Raw genomic sequence first — 16,510 nt, 5'->3', positions numbered from 1 at the left:
CCTCAGGCGGCCTTGCGCGCCGAGACCCGTTGGAGCGGAAACCGCTCGAGCAGACGTCCCAGCACCTCGGCACCGACAGCCCCTGTCGGTACGTAGAGGCGAAGTTTCCACGAGACGATCTCGGAGATCAACCCCATCGCCTTCAGGCGCTCGACGCCGAGGTCGCTGAAGCCGGTGAGTTCGATCCGCCAGTCGCTCATGGCGCGGACGCGCTTGAGCGATTGCCCGTCGGTCAGATGCAACACGCTGTCGCCCGCAAGCAGCATCGCGAATGCTTCTTCGCCTGACAATTGCACCGGTCCATTGTCGTTAGCGATGCTCGCGGCCCAGGCGGGCGACACGCGGCGACCGATAATGCGTTCGCCTTCGTCGGTCTGGAGTCGATAGACGCGGGTCGACTCGTCGGGGAGCTGCCGCCAGATCGGCAGCAGCAATCCCGACACCATATAGAGGGTCGAGCTTTCATATTCAGGCAAGCCGGCAAGCTCGGCGGTCCAGGCCGCGCTGAATGCAGTGCGATCGGCGGGCTGCCACTCGCTTACCGCCATCGCCTTCGCCCGGACCACGGCATCGGTCAGCGGCCAGGCCAGGCGAATGCGCGGATGCACTTCGCCCTCCTCGTCGGTCACGCTCCGCGCCCGGCGCTGGATCGCCGCGCGGCCGGTCTTCGTGTTGACCAGCATCTTCGCGCCGCGATCGTCGACTTGGCGCAAGGCGTCGTCGAGCGACAGGGGCACAAGCCGATCCTTGCGCTCGATCGTCAGCAACGCGGTCTGCGCGCCGGTGCCGGGATGGGTATAGATCGGCGTGCGGCCGGTGACGCGGAAGCTCGCCGCCTGGAGCGTTTCGAGGCCGAGTTCGAAATTGCCGCTGGCGATCGCGCCCTCGATTCGGGCGCGGAGCAGGCCTTCGAAGACCTCGAACAGTAGATCCTGCATCGCGATGGTGAGCGCCAGCATCCGATTGAGGAAGGTGGTGATGCCGGGCAGCTCGTCGCGCAGGCCTCCGTCGCTATCGAGCAGCGACAGGCCCGTCGCCGCCTCGAAATCGGTGAGCGAGCAGCCGTCGACCTTGCCGCGTGCGAGCAGGCGATAGAGCTGGATCAACGCATCGTGGGCGTAATGGGATTCGAGATTGTCCTCGGGTCGGAACATATTCTGGCTGCCGGCTTGGCGCTGACCGCGGGTAATCGCGCCCAGCGAGTCGAGGCGGCGCGCGATGGTCGAGATGAAGCGTTTCTGCCCTTTCACATTGGTCGTGACCGGCCGGTAGCGCGGCGGCTGCTTCTGGTTGGTGCGGTGATCGCGGCCGAAGCCCTGAATCGCGGCATCGGCCTTGAACCCGAATTCGAGGCCATAGTGGATGCGCAGCCGCTGGTTCCGGCAGGCGAGATCGGCATGATAGCTGCGCCCCGTCCCGCCGGCCTCGGAAAAGATCAGAATCGGCTTCAAATCGTCCATGAACGCCTGGGTCTCGGCGAGGCTCGCGGACACCGGCCGGTTCTCGACCGCGAAGCGCACCGAGCCATCATCATTGCGCTTGGGCACGATACGCCGCGACCGCCCGGTGACCTCGGCCACCTTGTCCGTCCCGAAATGCTGGATGATCTGGTCGAGCGCGCCCGGCACCGGCGGCAGAGCGGCGAGCCGCTCGATCATCGCCTCACGGCGGCGCACCGCTTCGCGATTGACGACAGGATTGCCGTCATCGTCGCGGACCGGACGCGATGAGAGATTGCCTTCGCTGTCGGTGAACGGCTCGTGGAGCTGCACCGGAAAGCTGTGCTCAAGATAATCGAGAACATACTCACGGGGCGTTATATCCACGGACACGTCATCCCATTCGTCGGTCGGGATGTCGGCGAGGCGGCGCGCCTGCAGCGCCTCGCCGGTCGAGACGATCTGGATCACCGCGGCGTCGCCGGCCGCGAGATCCTGTCCGATGCTTGCGATGACGCTTGGCGTCTGCATGGCCGTGATGAGGTGATTGAAGAAGTGCTGCTTCGCCTGTTCGAAGGCCGAGCGCGCCGCGGCCTTGGCCTGACGGTTGAGTGTTCCGTGGCTCGCGCTGGTGATGCCGGCGGCCGCCATCGCGGCGTCGAGATTGTTATGGATGACCTGAAAGGCGCCGGCATAGCTGTCGTAGATGCGGACCTGCTCCGGCGTCAGCGCGTGTTCGAGCACCTCATATTCGACGCCATCGAACGACAGCGACCGCGCGGCATAGAGACCGAGGGCCTTTAGGTCGCGCGCCAGCACCTCCATCGCCGCGACCCCGCCATTCTCGATCGCGGTGACGAACGCTGCTCGGGTTTCGAACGGGAAGTCCTCGCCGCCCCAGAGGCCCAGACGCTGGGCATAAGCGAGGTTCTGGACGGTGGTGGCCCCGGTCGCGGAGACGTAGACGATCCGCGCATCGGGCAAGGCGTGCTGGAGGCGAAGCCCGGCACGGCCCTGCTGCGAGGGCGCGACGTCACCGCGTTCGCTTTTGCCGCCGGCGGCATTGGCCATGGCGTGCGCCTCGTCGAACACGATCACGCCGTCAAAGTCTCGCCCGAGCCAGTCGACGATCTGTTCGACGCGGGATTTCTTGCCGTCGCGTTCCTGCGATCGCAGCGTGGCGTAGGTCGTGAACAGCACGCCCTCGTCGAGCCGGATATCGGTGCCCTGCCGGAACCGCGACAGCGGGGTCACCAGCAATCGTTCCTGTCCGAGCGCCGACCAATCGCGCTGAGCATCCTCGAGAAGCTTGTCGGATTTGCTGATCCAGACGGCGCGTCGACGTCCTTTCAGCCAATTGTCGAGCATGATGCCGGCGACCTGTCGACCCTTTCCAGCACCCGTACCATCCCCCAGAAACCACCCCCGCCGGAAGCGAATAGCGTCTTCAGCATCCTCGGCCGCGGCGGAGACGATTTCCCAGGTCGGATCGACCTTCCATGCGCCGGACAGATGGCCCGAATGGGCTTCACCGGCATAGATAACAGATTCGATCTGGGCGTCGGACAAGATGCCGAGCGTGATGAGCTGCGGCGGCAGATGCGGCCGGTAGGACGGTTTGGGCGATGCGACCGACGCCATCGCGGCGGATTGCACCAAAAACGTCGGGTGCGGATTGGCGCCGGCAAGGACGATCGACTGGAGCGCATAGGGTTCGTAGATGCTGTCGCCCAGCCGTTCGGCGGGCGGCGTCCAATCCATCGTCTCATAGGCCAGTTCGACCGCCTCCGGTTCGGGCGCTGGCGGTGTCGGCGCGGGTGCGATCGTCCGGGCATTCGCGCGCATCGCCGACGCCGACGCGGTAACCGGCAAGACTGCGGCCGGCGCTGGCGTGGTCGGGCAACGTGGCGGCACTTGGCTCAGCACCCATTCGAGCAGGGTTGACGTGTCGGGCGCCTTACCCGCGCTGAGCGGGAACTGACCGGGATCTCGGCCGGGATCTTGTCGATCACGGTCAGGCGTGTCGCGATGGTCGTGCCATGCTTGGCATAGACGCTGCCGTCGATCGCCGCGGTGAACAGGATGCGGCCTTGCTCCTGAAGGCGGGTGAACGCCCCGCGCCATTCCGGCGCTGATGGTGCGCAGTTGGAGCCAGTGATCGCGACCAGGCGGCCGCGGGACTCAAGCCGGGCGAGCGCCGAGGCGATATGCCGAAGCGCCGCATCCTTCATGGCATGATCGACATGAGCGACCGCCGAGAAGGGCGGGTTTATCAGCACGACAGTCGGGCGGATCGTCTGCGGAAGCCGGTCGTCGATCGAGGCTGCATCATGACAGGACAAGGGGACGGCCGGGAACAGGTGGCCGAGCAGTTCGGCGCGGACCTCCGCCAGCTCATTGAGCGCGAGATCCGCCCCGATGAGTTCTGCATGGATCGCCAGCATCCCCGTGCCGGCGGAGGGTTCAAGCACATGATCAGCGGGACGGATGGCGGCAGCGACTGACGAGACGAAGGCGAGGCCCGGCGGCGTCGAGAATTGCTGAAGCGCCTGACCCGCTTCCGATCGCCTCGTATGTGTCGGCAAGAGCGCGGCGATGCGTTCAATCAGCGCTAGGGAACTGGCCGGCGACCGCGCCAGGATCGTGCGCCCATATTTGCGCAAGAACAGGATCACCGCCGCCTCGCAGGCGTCATAGCCGGTCTTCCAGTCCCAGGCGCCTTCGGCATCCGAGCCCTCAAAGGCGTGGCTCATGGCGGCGCGCAGTTCATGGGCGTCTATCCGGCGGCCTGCTTCGAGCGCGGGGACAAGCCGCGTGGCGGCTGCCAACAGGGCGCCCGCGCGATCGGCAAAACTGGACGCGACTGGAGCAGGCGCGGCGCGAAGCGCCGCGTCGGACTGGATATGGGTCATGATGAAACGTCTCCGGGAGAGCAGGGGCAGCCGGCCCGCCGGACGCTCTCTCTGGCCCGGCCGGGCTCACGCCTTCCGGCCAAGCCTTTCCCTCTCACCCGGGATCGATATCCGGATCAGCATCGACGCCCCGAGCCTTTCGTCAGGCATGGCCAGGACTCCGGTCGTCGAGCATGAAAAAGCCCGTCCCGACGTGCGGAACGGGCTGAGGTCAGGCGGCAAGCGGGAGATGCCGTTCGAGATCGATCACGAAACCGTGTCGACCGATGATGTATTCGTCATTCGCGACGAGAAATTGCCGTCGCTCGTCACGGTCGCGACGGCCACCGAGGGCCGCAACCGTTTCAACAAAGCCTGGATGGCGATCGGACCTGGTAGCCGCGATCACCACCCAGTCGTCAGCGTGCTCTCGCTCGAAACGCTGCCGATCACGGGTGAAGGATTCCTCAGCAGTCAGGCTGCGACCATGGACGGCTTCCCAGGCGTCAGGCTCCCAGTCGCGCAATGTGCGATCGGCTTGTGCCTTCTCCTGATCAGTGAAGAGGGCGGGATAGCCGATGGCGACCCGCGCCCAGTCGCCGTCTTCCTCATACCATCCGCCCTTGATCCGGAGCGCGGGATGCAGAGCGGCGTTGCGCACGCGGTCGAGCTTGAACCCGCCGTGCGAAGCCGTCGAGTGAAGGACGACGCCATCGGCATAGATCGTCGCGCCCTGCGACATGCCCCAAGGCGTCGAGATTCGTATCCGCGTTTCCCGGCGACCCAACGCGGCGCGCTGGATGAGATGGACCGCGACCGCCTCGACATAGGCGCGGAAGGCGGCCTCGTCGGCGACCACGCCTTCGCTGCCGAAGACATCGGCTTTGGTCCATTCGTCGATCGGTCTCGACAGGCGCCATCCCGATGCGAGACGGATCCCGTCTCCCGCCGGTATGGCGATATAGCCCATATCGCCGACCCGGGCCGCGAGCAGGCCATCGGCGGTCCTGCCATAACCGGCCAGAATCGCGCTCATGCCGCCCTCCCGTCGCCGGATATACGGGAGGGTGTGAAATCGGGACCATAGTTACGCCATCGCTTGAAGTCCGGATCATCGGCCTCATCCACGAGGTACTCGGTGACTTCCTCGGCATAATCGGCACCGATCACCGCCGTATGGACAGGGCTCAACCGCACGGCATACCCGTGACCGAATACCACCGCATCGGCCGCCTGCATCGCCGCGCGATGATTTTCGGCATCGACCGCGACCTTGATCCGGATGGTCGTATAGACATGCACGAAATGGCGCCGGACCGTCATGCCGCCCTCCCCAGATAGGCGGGCGGCATGACCGGATCGGGATCGTCGACGATCTCGAACCGGGCGTCGGTGTAGCGGTTGCGAGCGAGCCAATCCTGGGCCGAAGCTATATCGGGCGCGAGGAAACGCAGTTCGTCGCGCGCGACAGAGCTTGTCAGCACGCGCACCATGCCGGGCTTTGGCATCTCGACGATCTCGAAATGAAGCGTGCTCTCGACCGAATAATGTCTGCGCACGACGACGGCGATGATGCCCTGGCTACCATAATTGCCTAGGTGTAGGCAGAAGCCAGCCGGCGATTGCCGGGTCGAGCGAACCTCCTGGGCGGTGCGTTCCACGAGGCGGCCGATGCCATTGTCGTGGTTCCACGCTTTGAGCTTGCGGGTGAAGCGCTGGGGCGGACGCGGCTCGCCATTGGAATAGCGGATCAGGCTGCCAAGCGGCGCGGTATCGTAGATCAACTGTGCGGACATATTCATGTCTCCTTGAAAACGCGAAAGCCCGGCGCGATGGCCGGGTATCAGCGGGGTTGAAGAGGAAGAAGGATCAGGCGCTGCGTTGCCCGGCGATCGCGATGGCGGCGCGGGCAGCGATTGCGGCTATGGCTTCGTGTTGCACGGCTAGGTCCGTCGCTTCGACGGCTTTGAGACACGCCATGCGGATATCCTCGCCGGTGACGGCCGAGGGATCGGCGCCAGCGGGGGAACCGACCTCCGCCATGGTGATGATCTCCTGGCGGACATCGGCTTCATCGAGGCGGAGCAGCACATGGCTGCCATGGCCGGGCGCGCAGCCCAGTTCGCCATATTCGCACCTGTCGAGCAGTCGGTATTCCATTTCGCTGGTCGAACTGGAGAGAATGTGGTCAGCGGTCACGACGGTCACCCCGCCGCCGAACCCATCGGGCCGCATCTTTGAGCAGGTCCAGCCGGATGTGATGGTGACGTGGTCGAGCTGGTCGCACCGCCTGACGATCGCCTGAAAGATCGTAGCATCGCCAAGATCGGACAGGTCGATTTCGATTTCGACCTCCTCGGGGCCGGCGGCATCGAGTTTGTCGCGTGCCATCCCGGCGATGCTCCCCGGAGCGATGATTTCATCCGCGAGCATCGCCCGAAGCTCGGTGATATCGAGCCAGACAATGCCGGACGGCCCTTCGCTGGCGAAGAAGTAGATCGATGCGTCGCCCAACTCATGCTCGTATATGCCGGTTAACAAGGCGAGTTCGAGTGGGGTGATGGCATCGACCGGGATATCCGGCTGAACGACGGTCTGCGAATAATAGTCAGCCATGTGATGTCTCCAAAAAACGCAAAACCCGGCGTGGCGGCCGGGTCTTCGTGAGAGTGAATCTGGAAGTCGGAGAGGTCGGCGCTATCAGGGCGGGGCAGGGTCTCCTCCCGCTTCGTCGAGCACCGAAACGCGCGGCGTCCAAGTGCCGAGGAGCGCGTCGCCCTCGAGAAAGCCCTCACCCATCAGTCGTGAACGGATCGCGAGTTCGGTATCTTGCACTGCCAGGTCGAACAGTTCGCGGTCGTCGACCGGCGAGCCGTCCCAGTCTTCGAGGTCGAATTCGAGAATGGCCTGAACCTTCATACGGCCTCCATTTCACTGTGCGTCGGGATCGCGAACGGATCGACGTCGCGGTGGATCGGCTGGGCGCGCCCCATCCATGGCTCGAGGCGGATGCAGCGGACCCAGTCGGCAAAGCTCGGAATGAAGCCGAGATCTTCGCGGACATGCTGCTCGCCGACGAACCGGACTGGCACGACCCGTCCCGTTGATATGGTGATCGTCGTCCCAAAGAAGCGTTCGAGCATGAAGATGCCCTCAGCATGATGGCGCAGCGCCCGATGCCGAAAGTCCGCGATGATCAGCTTCGACGGCTCGTCGAACCATTGATGCAGCGGGAGATAATCCTCCGGCGCACCGCCCCATTTGCGCACCGATGAAAGGGCATGGTGATAGCAATGTCCCATCATCGCCTCCTCACCAGCTATGCTGATGGAATTCGGACGACATGAACCGCTCATTATAGTCGAGCGTGATCGTCCCGGCGGTCACATCGAAGGTGAACTCGCCATAGGCGCCATCCGAATTCTCCCAGCCCTCATGCTTGTCGCGGAGAAGGTCATAGGCGAGCGTCTCCAGCGCTTCGTGGGTGCTGAGCTTGCGCGGTGTCGACTGTTTCGCGCCATACGGGAAATCGAGAATCTCGACCTTGCCTTTTGGGAGGTCGACCTGGGTCTCTCCTTCATAGGGCTGGATGTCCTCGATCTGGCCGCTGTCGCCCTCGCCGCCGAATGTAACGACAACGCGCGTAATCGAGGTCGAGGCGAGGTGGGCAAACAGTCGCTGCTTATTGTCGGGGACCAGCTTCGCGGCAGCTGTTTCCCAAGCTTCGTAATTGCGCATCACCTCGGCCATATCGAGAGGCGAACGGTCTGTGTCCGTCATTGTGGATCTCCGGAAACAGGAAAGCCCGGCGCGACGGCCGGGCTTTCGAGGAATTGAGGATTAGTGAAGTGCGGCCGCGCATCATTCGTGCAGGCCGCCCGAGGCGATGTCGGCGATCCAGTCGGCCGCCTCATCGAATGCGCCGTCATCGTCCGCGACGAGGCGCGCGAGCGCCACGGCTCCGTCGCGGCCAAGTTCGCCCAGACGCTGCAAGGCAGCGAGCAATGCCGGCGCGGGTTGCTCGGGGCCAGCGGTTGAAAGGTCGGTGAAGTTCATGATCGATTTCCTGAAATGGAGGGAGTGAAAGCGAGGCGGCCGAGGGCCGCCCCGCCCGCAGGTCATTCGGCGGCGACCGCGAAATCGCCGTCCTCGTCGGTGCCGATGTCCTCGTCGTCATCGAGGAAGGCCGGGAGCGATTGCGCTTCTTCGCCGGGCTCGCTCCCATCGGCCGCCAGATCATCCGGCAGGAGCGGCGTGCGCATCGGTTCGGGCAGCCAGTCCGAATCCTCCAGCAGGCGCTCGGCCTCGCGGGCCATATCCGCCTTTTTGAGATGGTCGATCATCTCGGCGAACTTCGACCCCTTCGCCTCTGCGACGTCGGCGATGATCCGCGGCTTGGTGACGCTGGTGAAATAGCCGGGGACCGTCGCCCGCCAGCCCGCGCCGATCAGGTCGAGGCCGACCGCGCGCGCGAGGACGTGGCTGTGCGCGATCCGCCGTTCGACGCTGTGCTTCGAGATGCGGCCATTGTCATATTTGGGCACCACCTCCTGCTGGGCGTTGATCGCAACCGACGCACAATGGGCGAACAGCGCAGCCTGCTCCGCGCCATCGAACTGAAGCAGCGCGTCCCACACATCCTTGTCGGAATCGGGCAGGCGATCGGCCCAACGCTTGTGACGTTCGGCGAGCGCCTTGGCCGGCGCGCTGTCGCGAAGACTCGCGGGGGCAAGCCCGAACGACACCTTGCGCAGCGATACTTCGAGACAGGATTCCCGGCTCGCATGATAGAAACAGTCGAGCACAAAGGCGTGGAGGACCGTCGCAAAGGCCGTGGACGGATTTTGCGCGAACGCATCCTGGAGCGCGAGCGTGCGCCACGCGGTGAGTTCGGCGACGAGCCGGTCGGGCAGCGGCTTCACCACCTCGCCATCCTCATCATCATCGTCACCCGATGCGGTGCCGATCGGCACGACATTGGAGCCGGTGGAGCCTTCGACGTCTTCGTCTTCCCCGCCCGTGCCGACATTGTCGCCATCGGGGGCTTCCGCCGCGCCGACCGATTCGACCTCCGCTTCGGGTTCATCCTCGGGGCGGACATAGCCGCGCTCAATGCACAGCGAGCCGTCGCGTTCGATCGACACGAAGACCCCCGCGCGCACCATTTCCTCGGAATCGAAGGTCTTCGGACGATCGACAATCGCCCCGATCTCTTCGTCGAGTGCGGTCAGCCGGGCATGGACCTCATCGGGAACGTCGGCTGCATCCATCCATTCGCTTCCGAGGGCGTCGGCTTCGGCCTGGAGCTTTTCCACGGTCTCGGCTTCTTCCGGCGTCATCGGCGTCTCGACACCATCGAGTTCACGCATGCCGCTGGTGACGCCCCAGGGCATGTCGACGGCGGTCGCTACCCATTTCCAGCCTTCCGCGCCGATCCTTTCGCCCTCGGCCTGGAGCTTTTCAGCGACGAGCCGGTCGAGCAAGGCAGGATCGGTGAGCCAGCCGCCATCGTCGGGCTGGAACAGGTCGCGCATCGCCTCGGTGCCGCCGGCGGCGACATAGGCATCGGTGCCGATGAAGCGGACCCGCTTGTCGGCGACGCGTACCGCATCCTCGGTCAGCCGGTCGCGGATGAACTGCGCCGATTTCTTGTAGCTATGGGAAAGCAGTTCCCACACCTGTTCCTGGCGGGCGTGGTCCTCCGAAACCGAAAAGGCCATGAGTTGTTCGAGCGTCATGCCGTCCTCGGCATAGATTTCGCGCAGCGCGGGCGAAACCTTGGCCAGCCGGAGGCGCTGGTTCACGACCGCCGGGGTGACGAGGAAATGCGCAGCGATCGATTCCACGCCTTCGCCCTTGTCGACCATCGCCTGCATGCCCGTGAACTGGTCGAGGGGATGCAGCGGTTCGCGGAACGTGTTTTCCGCATAGCTGTCCTCTTCGGCCAGGACATCGTCATTGGCGGCTTTGACCACGCAAGGGATCGGCGCGTTCTTCGCGAGGCGCTTCTGCTTGACGAGCAATTCAAGCGCGCGAAATCGCCGCCCGCCGGCCGGCACCTCGAACTGGCCGGTCTCCGCCCCCTCGCTGTCGAGAATGGGCCGGACATTGAGGCTCTGGAGGAGGGTACGGCGGACGATATCCTCCGCCAGCTCGCCGATCGAGACGCCGGCCTTCACCCGGCGCACGTTGGACTGGGAGAGCGACAGCCGGTCGAATGGAATGTCCCGCGAGCCCGCGAGGACGATCTTCTGGGGCGCTTTGGCCATGGGTTTTCTCCGTGACAGGCCGCCGCGAGACTCTCTCCCGGCTTCAAGCCCGTCACGAAAATCCGGCCCGCCTTTCCCTCTGGCGGGGCCGCCCTTTGGGCGGCGGCGCCCGCACGCTGGCGACATTCGTCGCAGGATCGTGGTGCAGGGCATCAACGGACTTGCCACGATGTTCTATTTTTGTTCCAATCGTCGCATGGAACGAATCGAACGAGACGAGCTATCCGCCATCCTGCTGTCGGCGCCAGGCTGGGCGCGCGTCGGCCTGACGATGCCGGATGCGCATATGCGCGAGCGCGCCGCCGACACGCTCGCGGCGACGATCATCGAGAAATTGCAGGGTGTGCCTGCGCCTGATGTCAATCAGCTCCGATTGCCGCTTTAGCGAGATTCAGGGTCGTCGCGCGGCGTCGTCATGATCGGCGGGATATGCTATTCTGCCGGGATGGGCGACGATCTCGATGATATCCTTGCGCAGGCGGAATGCCCGCGATGCGGGCGGGAATTCAGCATCCGCTATCGCACGCTTCGGCTCGAGCGGACCGTCGACTGCCCCGGCTGCGGCGAAACGATCCGGCCGATCGATGATACCCCGATCGGATTGGTCCAGAAGCTGATCGACGAAGCGCAAGGCCGCACCTAACGATATTCGTCGGGAAGATCTTTTTCCCATCCCTGCCAGACGATGTGATCACCCTCATAGATCCTGACAAACCCGTGTCCGCGCGTAAGCGGCTCCCGTGGCTTGGCTGAGAAATTGAGGCAGCCGAACGTGTCTGTCGTCGCGGAAAAGGCGAGCGGCTTGCCCGGCCGCATCAACACGCGGTCGCAGAAGCCGGTCGGCCGTTTGACACGCCGCCGAGAAATGCCGAGCTGAAACGCTTCGTAAGCGCGGACCTCCCAGTCCGAAGGCGGCGACCAATGCCGGCAATATTTGCAGTAACGCGGAACCGGCGGCCCCTCGTCCTCATCGAGGGGTGGGCCGCCATTATGGCCAAGTGGCGAGGACGGATCGGTCATCGACCGCGGCCAGCTTCGAGCCAACTGCGGAGCCGCTGACGCATCACGCCGATCCCGGCATTGATTTCGGTGACCTCGGCGTCGGGGGTGAGGCAGCGCATTTCGCGGAAGCCTTCCAGGAATGCCCGCATCACCTTGATGTAGAGTCCCCCGCCGACCAGCGCGACATTGGTGAAGGGCCGCGTGCCATGATAGGCGAGGCTGGCGATCTCGCAGCCGGGATGCGAGCCGTAAGTGTCAGGTTTGCGGGGAGACAGCGGGCGTGGCCAGCGCGTCGTCATCCCGCCCGCAATCAAGCGTTCGGCGAGATCGGAGGTCAGACGGGCGTCATAGTCCTCGATCGGGCTGTCACCCGCGCGAAAGCCGTAGCGGGCGGACAGGAAGCAGACACGGGCCAACCGGCGATCGGGATCGACCGCGCGCCAAGTCTGCCAAAGCGGCCCATCATAGCGTTCCCAGGCGGGCATCCAGCCGGGATCGTGGCGCTTGGTCGCCGAGCAGGCGAGAATGAGCAGGCGATGCGAGAAGCCCCCCTCGCGCGTCTGCGGCACATCGACCCGCACGACCTTGACCGGGCGACGCTCGGCCTCCGAGGCAAGACGGCCGATCAGGGTGATATCAGCGTTGGTGCAGACGCCGCGCACGCGGATGGTTACATCACCCTCGTCGAGCATGGACGGCACGGCATCGAGGAACAGGATCCCATTCCCGAGATTGCCGCAATATTGCCGCGCCTCAATCGCCGGTAATCCCGGCGCTGGCTCGACCATTCGCTGGCCGACGCGCTTGAAGGCATCGGCAAACCTTTGCGGATCAGGCGTTGTCCGCGCCTTGACCCGCGCATGGAACTTCCACGGCGGCCGGTCGGGATTGACACGGCCGACACGAATCTGATGCAGCAGATCGGCGAAGCTGTAGGGATCGGCCGGATAGGGACAGTCACGCCAGATCCGGCGAATCGTCCGGCGCGTTGTTTCCGGGAATGCAAACAGACGCGCCCTCGCTCGGCGCCAGACAGAGGCTCGCTCGTCCCGAAGCCGCTGTTGCTGATCGGGCCACCACTCGGCGCGGCGGGCCATTTCCTCGTCGACGCTATGCTGGCCGGCGGCGATCATGTCGGCGAAAAGCGGCAGCTTCTCGCGCTCGCGGCGCCGCTTGGCGGCAAAGGCGGAGCGCTTGCGCGCGGTCTCCACATAGGCGGTCGGCTTGGGCCATTTGGCGAAACGCATCACCGGCCTCCTTTTAAAGAGGCGGCCGCCTTGTGCAGCAGACGGTCCGCAAGAACCAGCGAGCCGGCCCGGCGCGCGGCTTCGGCATAAACCGACAAGGGAAAGGCACCTTCGAACAGGATGTCGCGTTCGATGCCGAGGCCGAGAGGCAAACGGATCGCCTCCATCTCGTCGAGCGCGAAGCTGCCCAACTCCGGGCAGCCAAAGCCCAAGTCGGCCAGTCCGAACATGACCCCGTCCGAATCGATCTCGGTGGCGAGCCAGGTGGCTTGGCCGACGGGGTTGAAGAAGCGGATGACGGGGATCGGATCGGGCTCACGCTCGCCCTTGGCCAACGCCACTCGGCGAGCATGGTCATTGGCGCACAGGGCTTCGCGGATTTCGGGGGTGAGGAGCATCATGCCGCGATCCTCCCCTCGATCGCCATCGCCCCATCAGGGTCCGGCTGCGAATCGTCGTCATTGGCGGCGATGGCGGATTGCGGCCGGAAGGCGAGCAGATAGTCGGCGGCTTTGGAGGCTGCGCTCGCGGCGCGCAGGATCGCGCGATTGTCCTCGCGGATGATCTCCAGCCAGGATCCGAGATAATCGGCGTGTCGGACGGTTGGCACGATGCCGAGCGCGGCACAGACGAAAGCGCCGGTCAGTTCGGCGCACAACTCTTCCTTGCCGTATGCGACCGAGCCGAACGCGCCGGTCTGATCGCGATTCAGTCGGGAAGCGCCGCCTGCCCAATGACCGAGTTCGTGAAAAGCCGTTCTGTGCCAGTTGGTCGGGTCGAAGAAATCATCCGGCCGCGGCACCTGCACATAATCGTGCGTCGGCGAATAGAAGGCCGATGGACCACCGATGCGGAAGTCGGCGCCGGTCGCCTCGATCAGCGCCTCGGCATGAGGCAGGATCAGCCCCTCCGGGATCGGCGGCGGCGGTTCGCAGATATGTGCGGGAAGCCCATCGCATTGCTCGACCGAGAAGACGGTGAAGTGCTTGAGGAAGGGGATGCCGCCCGATGGCTCGCGGCCCTCTATATTGGCGCGGCGGCGTTCCACCTTTGGCACGAACCGGCGTGTGTAGATCACGGCAATACCGTGCTCGCCCTTGCGGACCGACCCGCCCAGCGCGATCGCCTGTCTGAAGGTCAGAAAGGCTTGGCTCGCATAGCCGCGCGAGATCACGGCGTCCCAGAGCGTGAGAATATTGACGCCGCTATACCTTCGCTCGCTGACGGCGTTGTACGGCATGCCGATGCCGGCCTTCGCAGCGCCCCAGGGCTGGACCCAAGGGACACGGCCGGCCTCGAGTTCGGCGATGATCCGGTCGGTGATCTGCTGGTAGAGATTTGCCCGCTCGCTTGTGGGGCGGTTCTTGCTTTGCTGTGCCATGACCTGTCTCCGCGACGGGCCGGCGGCGAGCCTTTCTCTCCGCGCTCAGCCCATCACGGCCGAACCGGCTGTCCTCTCACTTTGGCGGGGCGTTGCGGGGCGGCAGCCCCGCACGAAGGGGTCCGGGGAGACGCGACAGCGGCTCGCCGGTAGGGGAAGACGTTCCCCTGCCTGGGGATATTTGGTCGGGGGTGCCCGCATACTGAAACCCAGACGAACTATCGTGGCGGAAGTCATGGAACGCATGGACGACGGCGAAGATAACGGGCGCGTGGCTTGGCCTGTCGTCGCTAGTCCGCACCTGGAGTGCGCAGGAATCGCCTACAGCAACATGCGTTCCGCGAAGTCCGCCGGGATGTGCGGAACACCCAGCGTTTCGAGCAGACGCGTGCTCATCACCAGGTTGATGCCGGTCGCTTGCATGGGGTTGCCTGCATCAATCATCCGGTGGAACACCGCGCGGAGCGGCTCGTCGATGCGAGCCTTGCGCGCCTTGCCATCCCGCGCGAAACGCATCGCGCAACCGGCAAGGATATCGGCCGCCTGGAGGCAGGGTTCGATCTTCCCCGTCGCGAAGACGAGATTTCCACGCCCTCGCAGGCGATAGTCGGCGAATGGAACGATCGGCAGAGCGGTCTCGGCCGCGAGCTGCTCCATAAGCGTCTTGGAGTCCTCGAGAACCTTCGCGTACTGCATCTGCTCGTCATGAACGAGCCGGGCGCCGTCGAGGCTGACAGGCCGGGACTGATTGAGGCGGGCGTAGATATTGGTGAGGCACTGAAGGTTGGGCAGCATCCAGACCTTCTTGCCGGTGGTGGACTCGTCGGCAATCGGCAGAAAGTCCTCGGCCTTCGCCGACGATTCCCGCACGCGGTCCCGCGCGAACATCGTCAGAACCTGAGCGGTTCGGGCGATCTCGGCGTCGGAGAGATCCAGCCAGTCCCAGAGTAGATCGATGACGCCCGCCACGGATGTCATCGAGAGCGTCTCGCAGGCGTTGATGTAGGCCAGCAACACCGCATCGGAATCCTCGTCCGAGAGGAATTCCGCGATCATATTGCGGCTCGCCATGTCGATATTGTCGAGACCGTAAGAGCCGCAAAGCAGGTGGTTGACGATGTGGGCCGCAATGAAGAACCGCTTGTCCACCAGCTCCACGAAGAGCGGCCATCGATGCCGGCCAAGGAAGGAGATCAATTCACCGGCGATCGGCGTCAGCTTCTTTCCCAACTTGGTCGATTTCAGTTCGCTTTCACCACAGGCGTAATGCACGCGCAGCCTATCCAGCTCGGCCGCCAACAGCGCGGAATCTCCCGCGCCGACGCAGGCCAGTGCGAAGAACGGCTGGCCGGCGAAAGCGAGTTCCTTCGCAGAAGCGAGATCGCCACCATGACCGCTTTCATCGAGGAAATAGCGATCGACGGGGATGCTCGACGCAGGATGGATGCCGCCGTCGATCATTGGCGGTGACAATGCTTGTATTTCCGGCCTGACTGGCACCGGCACCGCTCGTTTCGGCCGATTTTGGCCCCACGCTCGCGAGGCGGCGACGCTCGATACGAATAATCCGTCAAGGAGCACCATCCTCCCGGTGGACCGCCCGCAAAAACTCTTCGCGTGTCAGGGCGCAAAGGGCAAACTCGCCACGCTTCAATGGGCTTCCGAGTCGGGCGGCCACGCCAGGGCCGGCGAGGTAGAAGATGTACGGACCCGCATGGAAGAAGACGTGGGCAGCAGCGCGCTTCCACTTTTCAATGAACTGCTTGTTCGGTCCCATCCACCGCATGATCGCGAATTCCTTGCCGTCGAGATGGACGACCCGCGATTTGAAATCGAGCGACATGCCGAAATAGATTCCCAGGAACGAGCTTTCGCTATGGATGTGAACCAGCCAGAACATCCGATGCCCGCGCCGATAGAAGGCCTCCCGCGCATTGCGCTCGTCCTCGCTGATCGAGGAGTGCTGCAGTTCCAGCACGGTTGCCCTGGGCGTGCCGCTCCCGACCAGTACGCCCGCGCGATGAAGCTCACCTGTCATCGGATCGCGCAAAGCGATCTCGCGGCAGGACATATCGAAGAGTTCTTTCCAGCCGAGGTGCCAAGGTCCCTCAGGCTCGCCCCAGGGATCGCAGTCGCCCGCCTTGTGCCGCCAGTGGGGCGTGTTCTCAACAGGCATGACGGCGGTGAGCAGGCCGCCGCAGTCGCGGCAGGTCGTGCGTTCTCCCTTCGCGGCGGGTGCACGTTTCTGGTCGCCGACCCAGGCATAGAGCATAGCTACCGT

The 16,510-nt window shown here is 64.5% G+C and carries 18 protein-coding genes and 1 pseudogene; 2 read left to right on the top strand and 17 right to left on the bottom strand.

Annotation, left to right across the window (positions count from 1 at the left end; translation table 11 throughout):
* Positions 1-2: 2 nt before the first annotated feature.
* From LL253_RS07885 to LL253_RS07840, 10 genes and pseudogenes are all read right to left on the bottom strand, one after another.
* Positions 3-4,351: pseudogene (locus tag LL253_RS07885) on the bottom strand (strawberry notch-like NTP hydrolase domain-containing protein).
* A 211-nt stretch (positions 4,352-4,562) separates the two neighbouring features.
* Positions 4,563-5,366 carry a DUF7007 domain-containing protein gene (locus LL253_RS07880; RefSeq protein WP_021228112.1) on the bottom strand — a complete coding sequence of 268 codons (804 nt, stop codon included), beginning with the start codon at positions 5,364-5,366 and terminating at the stop codon, positions 4,563-4,565.
* Positions 5,363-5,653: a hypothetical protein gene (locus tag LL253_RS07875; RefSeq protein ID WP_228226818.1), complete on the bottom strand. Its 291-nt coding sequence runs from the start codon at positions 5,651-5,653 to the stop codon at positions 5,363-5,365. Before LL253_RS07875 ends, LL253_RS07880 begins: the two co-directional genes overlap by 4 nt.
* Positions 5,650-6,126, bottom strand: coding sequence for a hypothetical protein (locus tag LL253_RS07870; RefSeq protein WP_228226817.1), 477 nt, complete (start codon positions 6,124-6,126; stop codon positions 5,650-5,652). Before LL253_RS07870 ends, LL253_RS07875 begins: the two co-directional genes overlap by 4 nt.
* Positions 6,127-6,199: 73 nt before the next feature.
* Positions 6,200-6,946 carry a hypothetical protein gene (locus LL253_RS07865; RefSeq protein ID WP_228226816.1) on the bottom strand — a complete coding sequence of 249 codons (747 nt, stop codon included), beginning with the start codon at positions 6,944-6,946 and terminating at the stop codon, positions 6,200-6,202.
* An 84-nt stretch (positions 6,947-7,030) separates the two neighbouring features.
* Complete coding sequence (locus LL253_RS07860; RefSeq protein ID WP_021228108.1) at positions 7,031-7,249, bottom strand: hypothetical protein; 219 nt, start codon at positions 7,247-7,249, stop codon at positions 7,031-7,033.
* Positions 7,246-7,632: a DUF6915 family protein gene (locus LL253_RS07855; protein ID WP_228226847.1), complete on the bottom strand. Its 387-nt coding sequence runs from the start codon at positions 7,630-7,632 to the stop codon at positions 7,246-7,248. The genes LL253_RS07860 and LL253_RS07855 overlap by 4 nt, the downstream gene beginning before the upstream one ends.
* Positions 7,633-7,642: 10 nt before the next feature.
* Complete coding sequence (locus LL253_RS07850; protein ID WP_228226815.1) at positions 7,643-8,110, bottom strand: DUF6878 family protein; 468 nt, start codon at positions 8,108-8,110, stop codon at positions 7,643-7,645.
* An 81-nt stretch (positions 8,111-8,191) separates the two neighbouring features.
* The gene (locus LL253_RS07845) at positions 8,192-8,386 is read right to left on the bottom strand and encodes a hypothetical protein (RefSeq protein WP_228226814.1); all 195 of its coding nucleotides are present in this window, start codon (positions 8,384-8,386) and stop codon (positions 8,192-8,194) included.
* A gap of 62 nt (positions 8,387-8,448) precedes the next feature.
* Positions 8,449-10,599, bottom strand: a complete 2,151-nt coding sequence (locus tag LL253_RS07840) for a ParB/RepB/Spo0J family partition protein (RefSeq protein WP_228226813.1) — start codon at positions 10,597-10,599, stop codon at positions 8,449-8,451.
* Positions 10,600-10,738: 139 nt separating this feature from the next.
* On the opposite strand from LL253_RS07840, the gene LL253_RS07835 reads away from it, so the two are divergent.
* Entirely contained in the window at positions 10,739-10,984 is a 246-nt protein-coding gene (locus tag LL253_RS07835; protein WP_228226812.1) for a DUF6771 family protein, read from the top strand.
* A gap of 30 nt (positions 10,985-11,014) precedes the next feature.
* Entirely contained in the window at positions 11,015-11,242 is a 228-nt protein-coding gene (locus LL253_RS07830; RefSeq protein WP_228226811.1) for a hydrogenase maturation nickel metallochaperone HypA, read from the top strand.
* On the opposite strand, the gene LL253_RS07825 is transcribed toward LL253_RS07830, so the two are convergent.
* The 7 genes from LL253_RS07825 to LL253_RS07800 form a co-directional block, all read right to left on the bottom strand.
* Positions 11,239-11,619 carry a hypothetical protein gene (locus LL253_RS07825; RefSeq protein WP_228226810.1) on the bottom strand — a complete coding sequence of 127 codons (381 nt, stop codon included), beginning with the start codon at positions 11,617-11,619 and terminating at the stop codon, positions 11,239-11,241. The genes LL253_RS07830 and LL253_RS07825 overlap by 4 nt on opposite strands.
* On the bottom strand, positions 11,616-12,848 hold the full coding sequence (locus LL253_RS07820) for a hypothetical protein (protein ID WP_228226809.1): 1,233 nt from the start codon (positions 12,846-12,848) through the stop codon (positions 11,616-11,618). Before LL253_RS07820 ends, LL253_RS07825 begins: the two co-directional genes overlap by 4 nt.
* A complete protein-coding gene (locus LL253_RS07815; RefSeq protein ID WP_228226808.1) occupies positions 12,848-13,249 on the bottom strand; it encodes a DUF2958 domain-containing protein in 402 nt (133 codons plus the stop codon). The genes LL253_RS07820 and LL253_RS07815 overlap by 1 nt, the downstream gene beginning before the upstream one ends.
* Positions 13,246-14,229 carry an ArdC family protein gene (locus LL253_RS07810; protein ID WP_021228099.1) on the bottom strand — a complete coding sequence of 328 codons (984 nt, stop codon included), beginning with the start codon at positions 14,227-14,229 and terminating at the stop codon, positions 13,246-13,248. The genes LL253_RS07815 and LL253_RS07810 overlap by 4 nt, the downstream gene beginning before the upstream one ends.
* A 321-nt stretch (positions 14,230-14,550) precedes the next feature.
* On the bottom strand, positions 14,551-15,690 hold the full coding sequence (locus tag LL253_RS07805) for a DUF3800 domain-containing protein (protein ID WP_021228098.1): 1,140 nt from the start codon (positions 15,688-15,690) through the stop codon (positions 14,551-14,553).
* Entirely contained in the window at positions 15,687-15,803 is a 117-nt protein-coding gene (locus tag LL253_RS19990) for an SEC-C metal-binding domain-containing protein (RefSeq protein WP_161626757.1), read from the bottom strand. The genes LL253_RS07805 and LL253_RS19990 overlap by 4 nt, the downstream gene beginning before the upstream one ends.
* Positions 15,800-16,501 carry a competence protein CoiA gene (locus tag LL253_RS07800; protein ID WP_228226807.1) on the bottom strand — a complete coding sequence of 234 codons (702 nt, stop codon included), beginning with the start codon at positions 16,499-16,501 and terminating at the stop codon, positions 15,800-15,802. The genes LL253_RS19990 and LL253_RS07800 overlap by 4 nt, the downstream gene beginning before the upstream one ends.
* Between the last annotated feature and the right edge of the window lie 9 nt (positions 16,502-16,510).

This window comes from Sphingobium soli, from assembly GCF_020782245.1.
In the GTDB taxonomy this organism is placed as follows: domain Bacteria; phylum Pseudomonadota; class Alphaproteobacteria; order Sphingomonadales; family Sphingomonadaceae; genus Sphingobium; species Sphingobium soli.
Note: the sequence above shows the minus strand (reverse complement) of the source record. Positions and strands in the feature narration are given on the sequence as shown.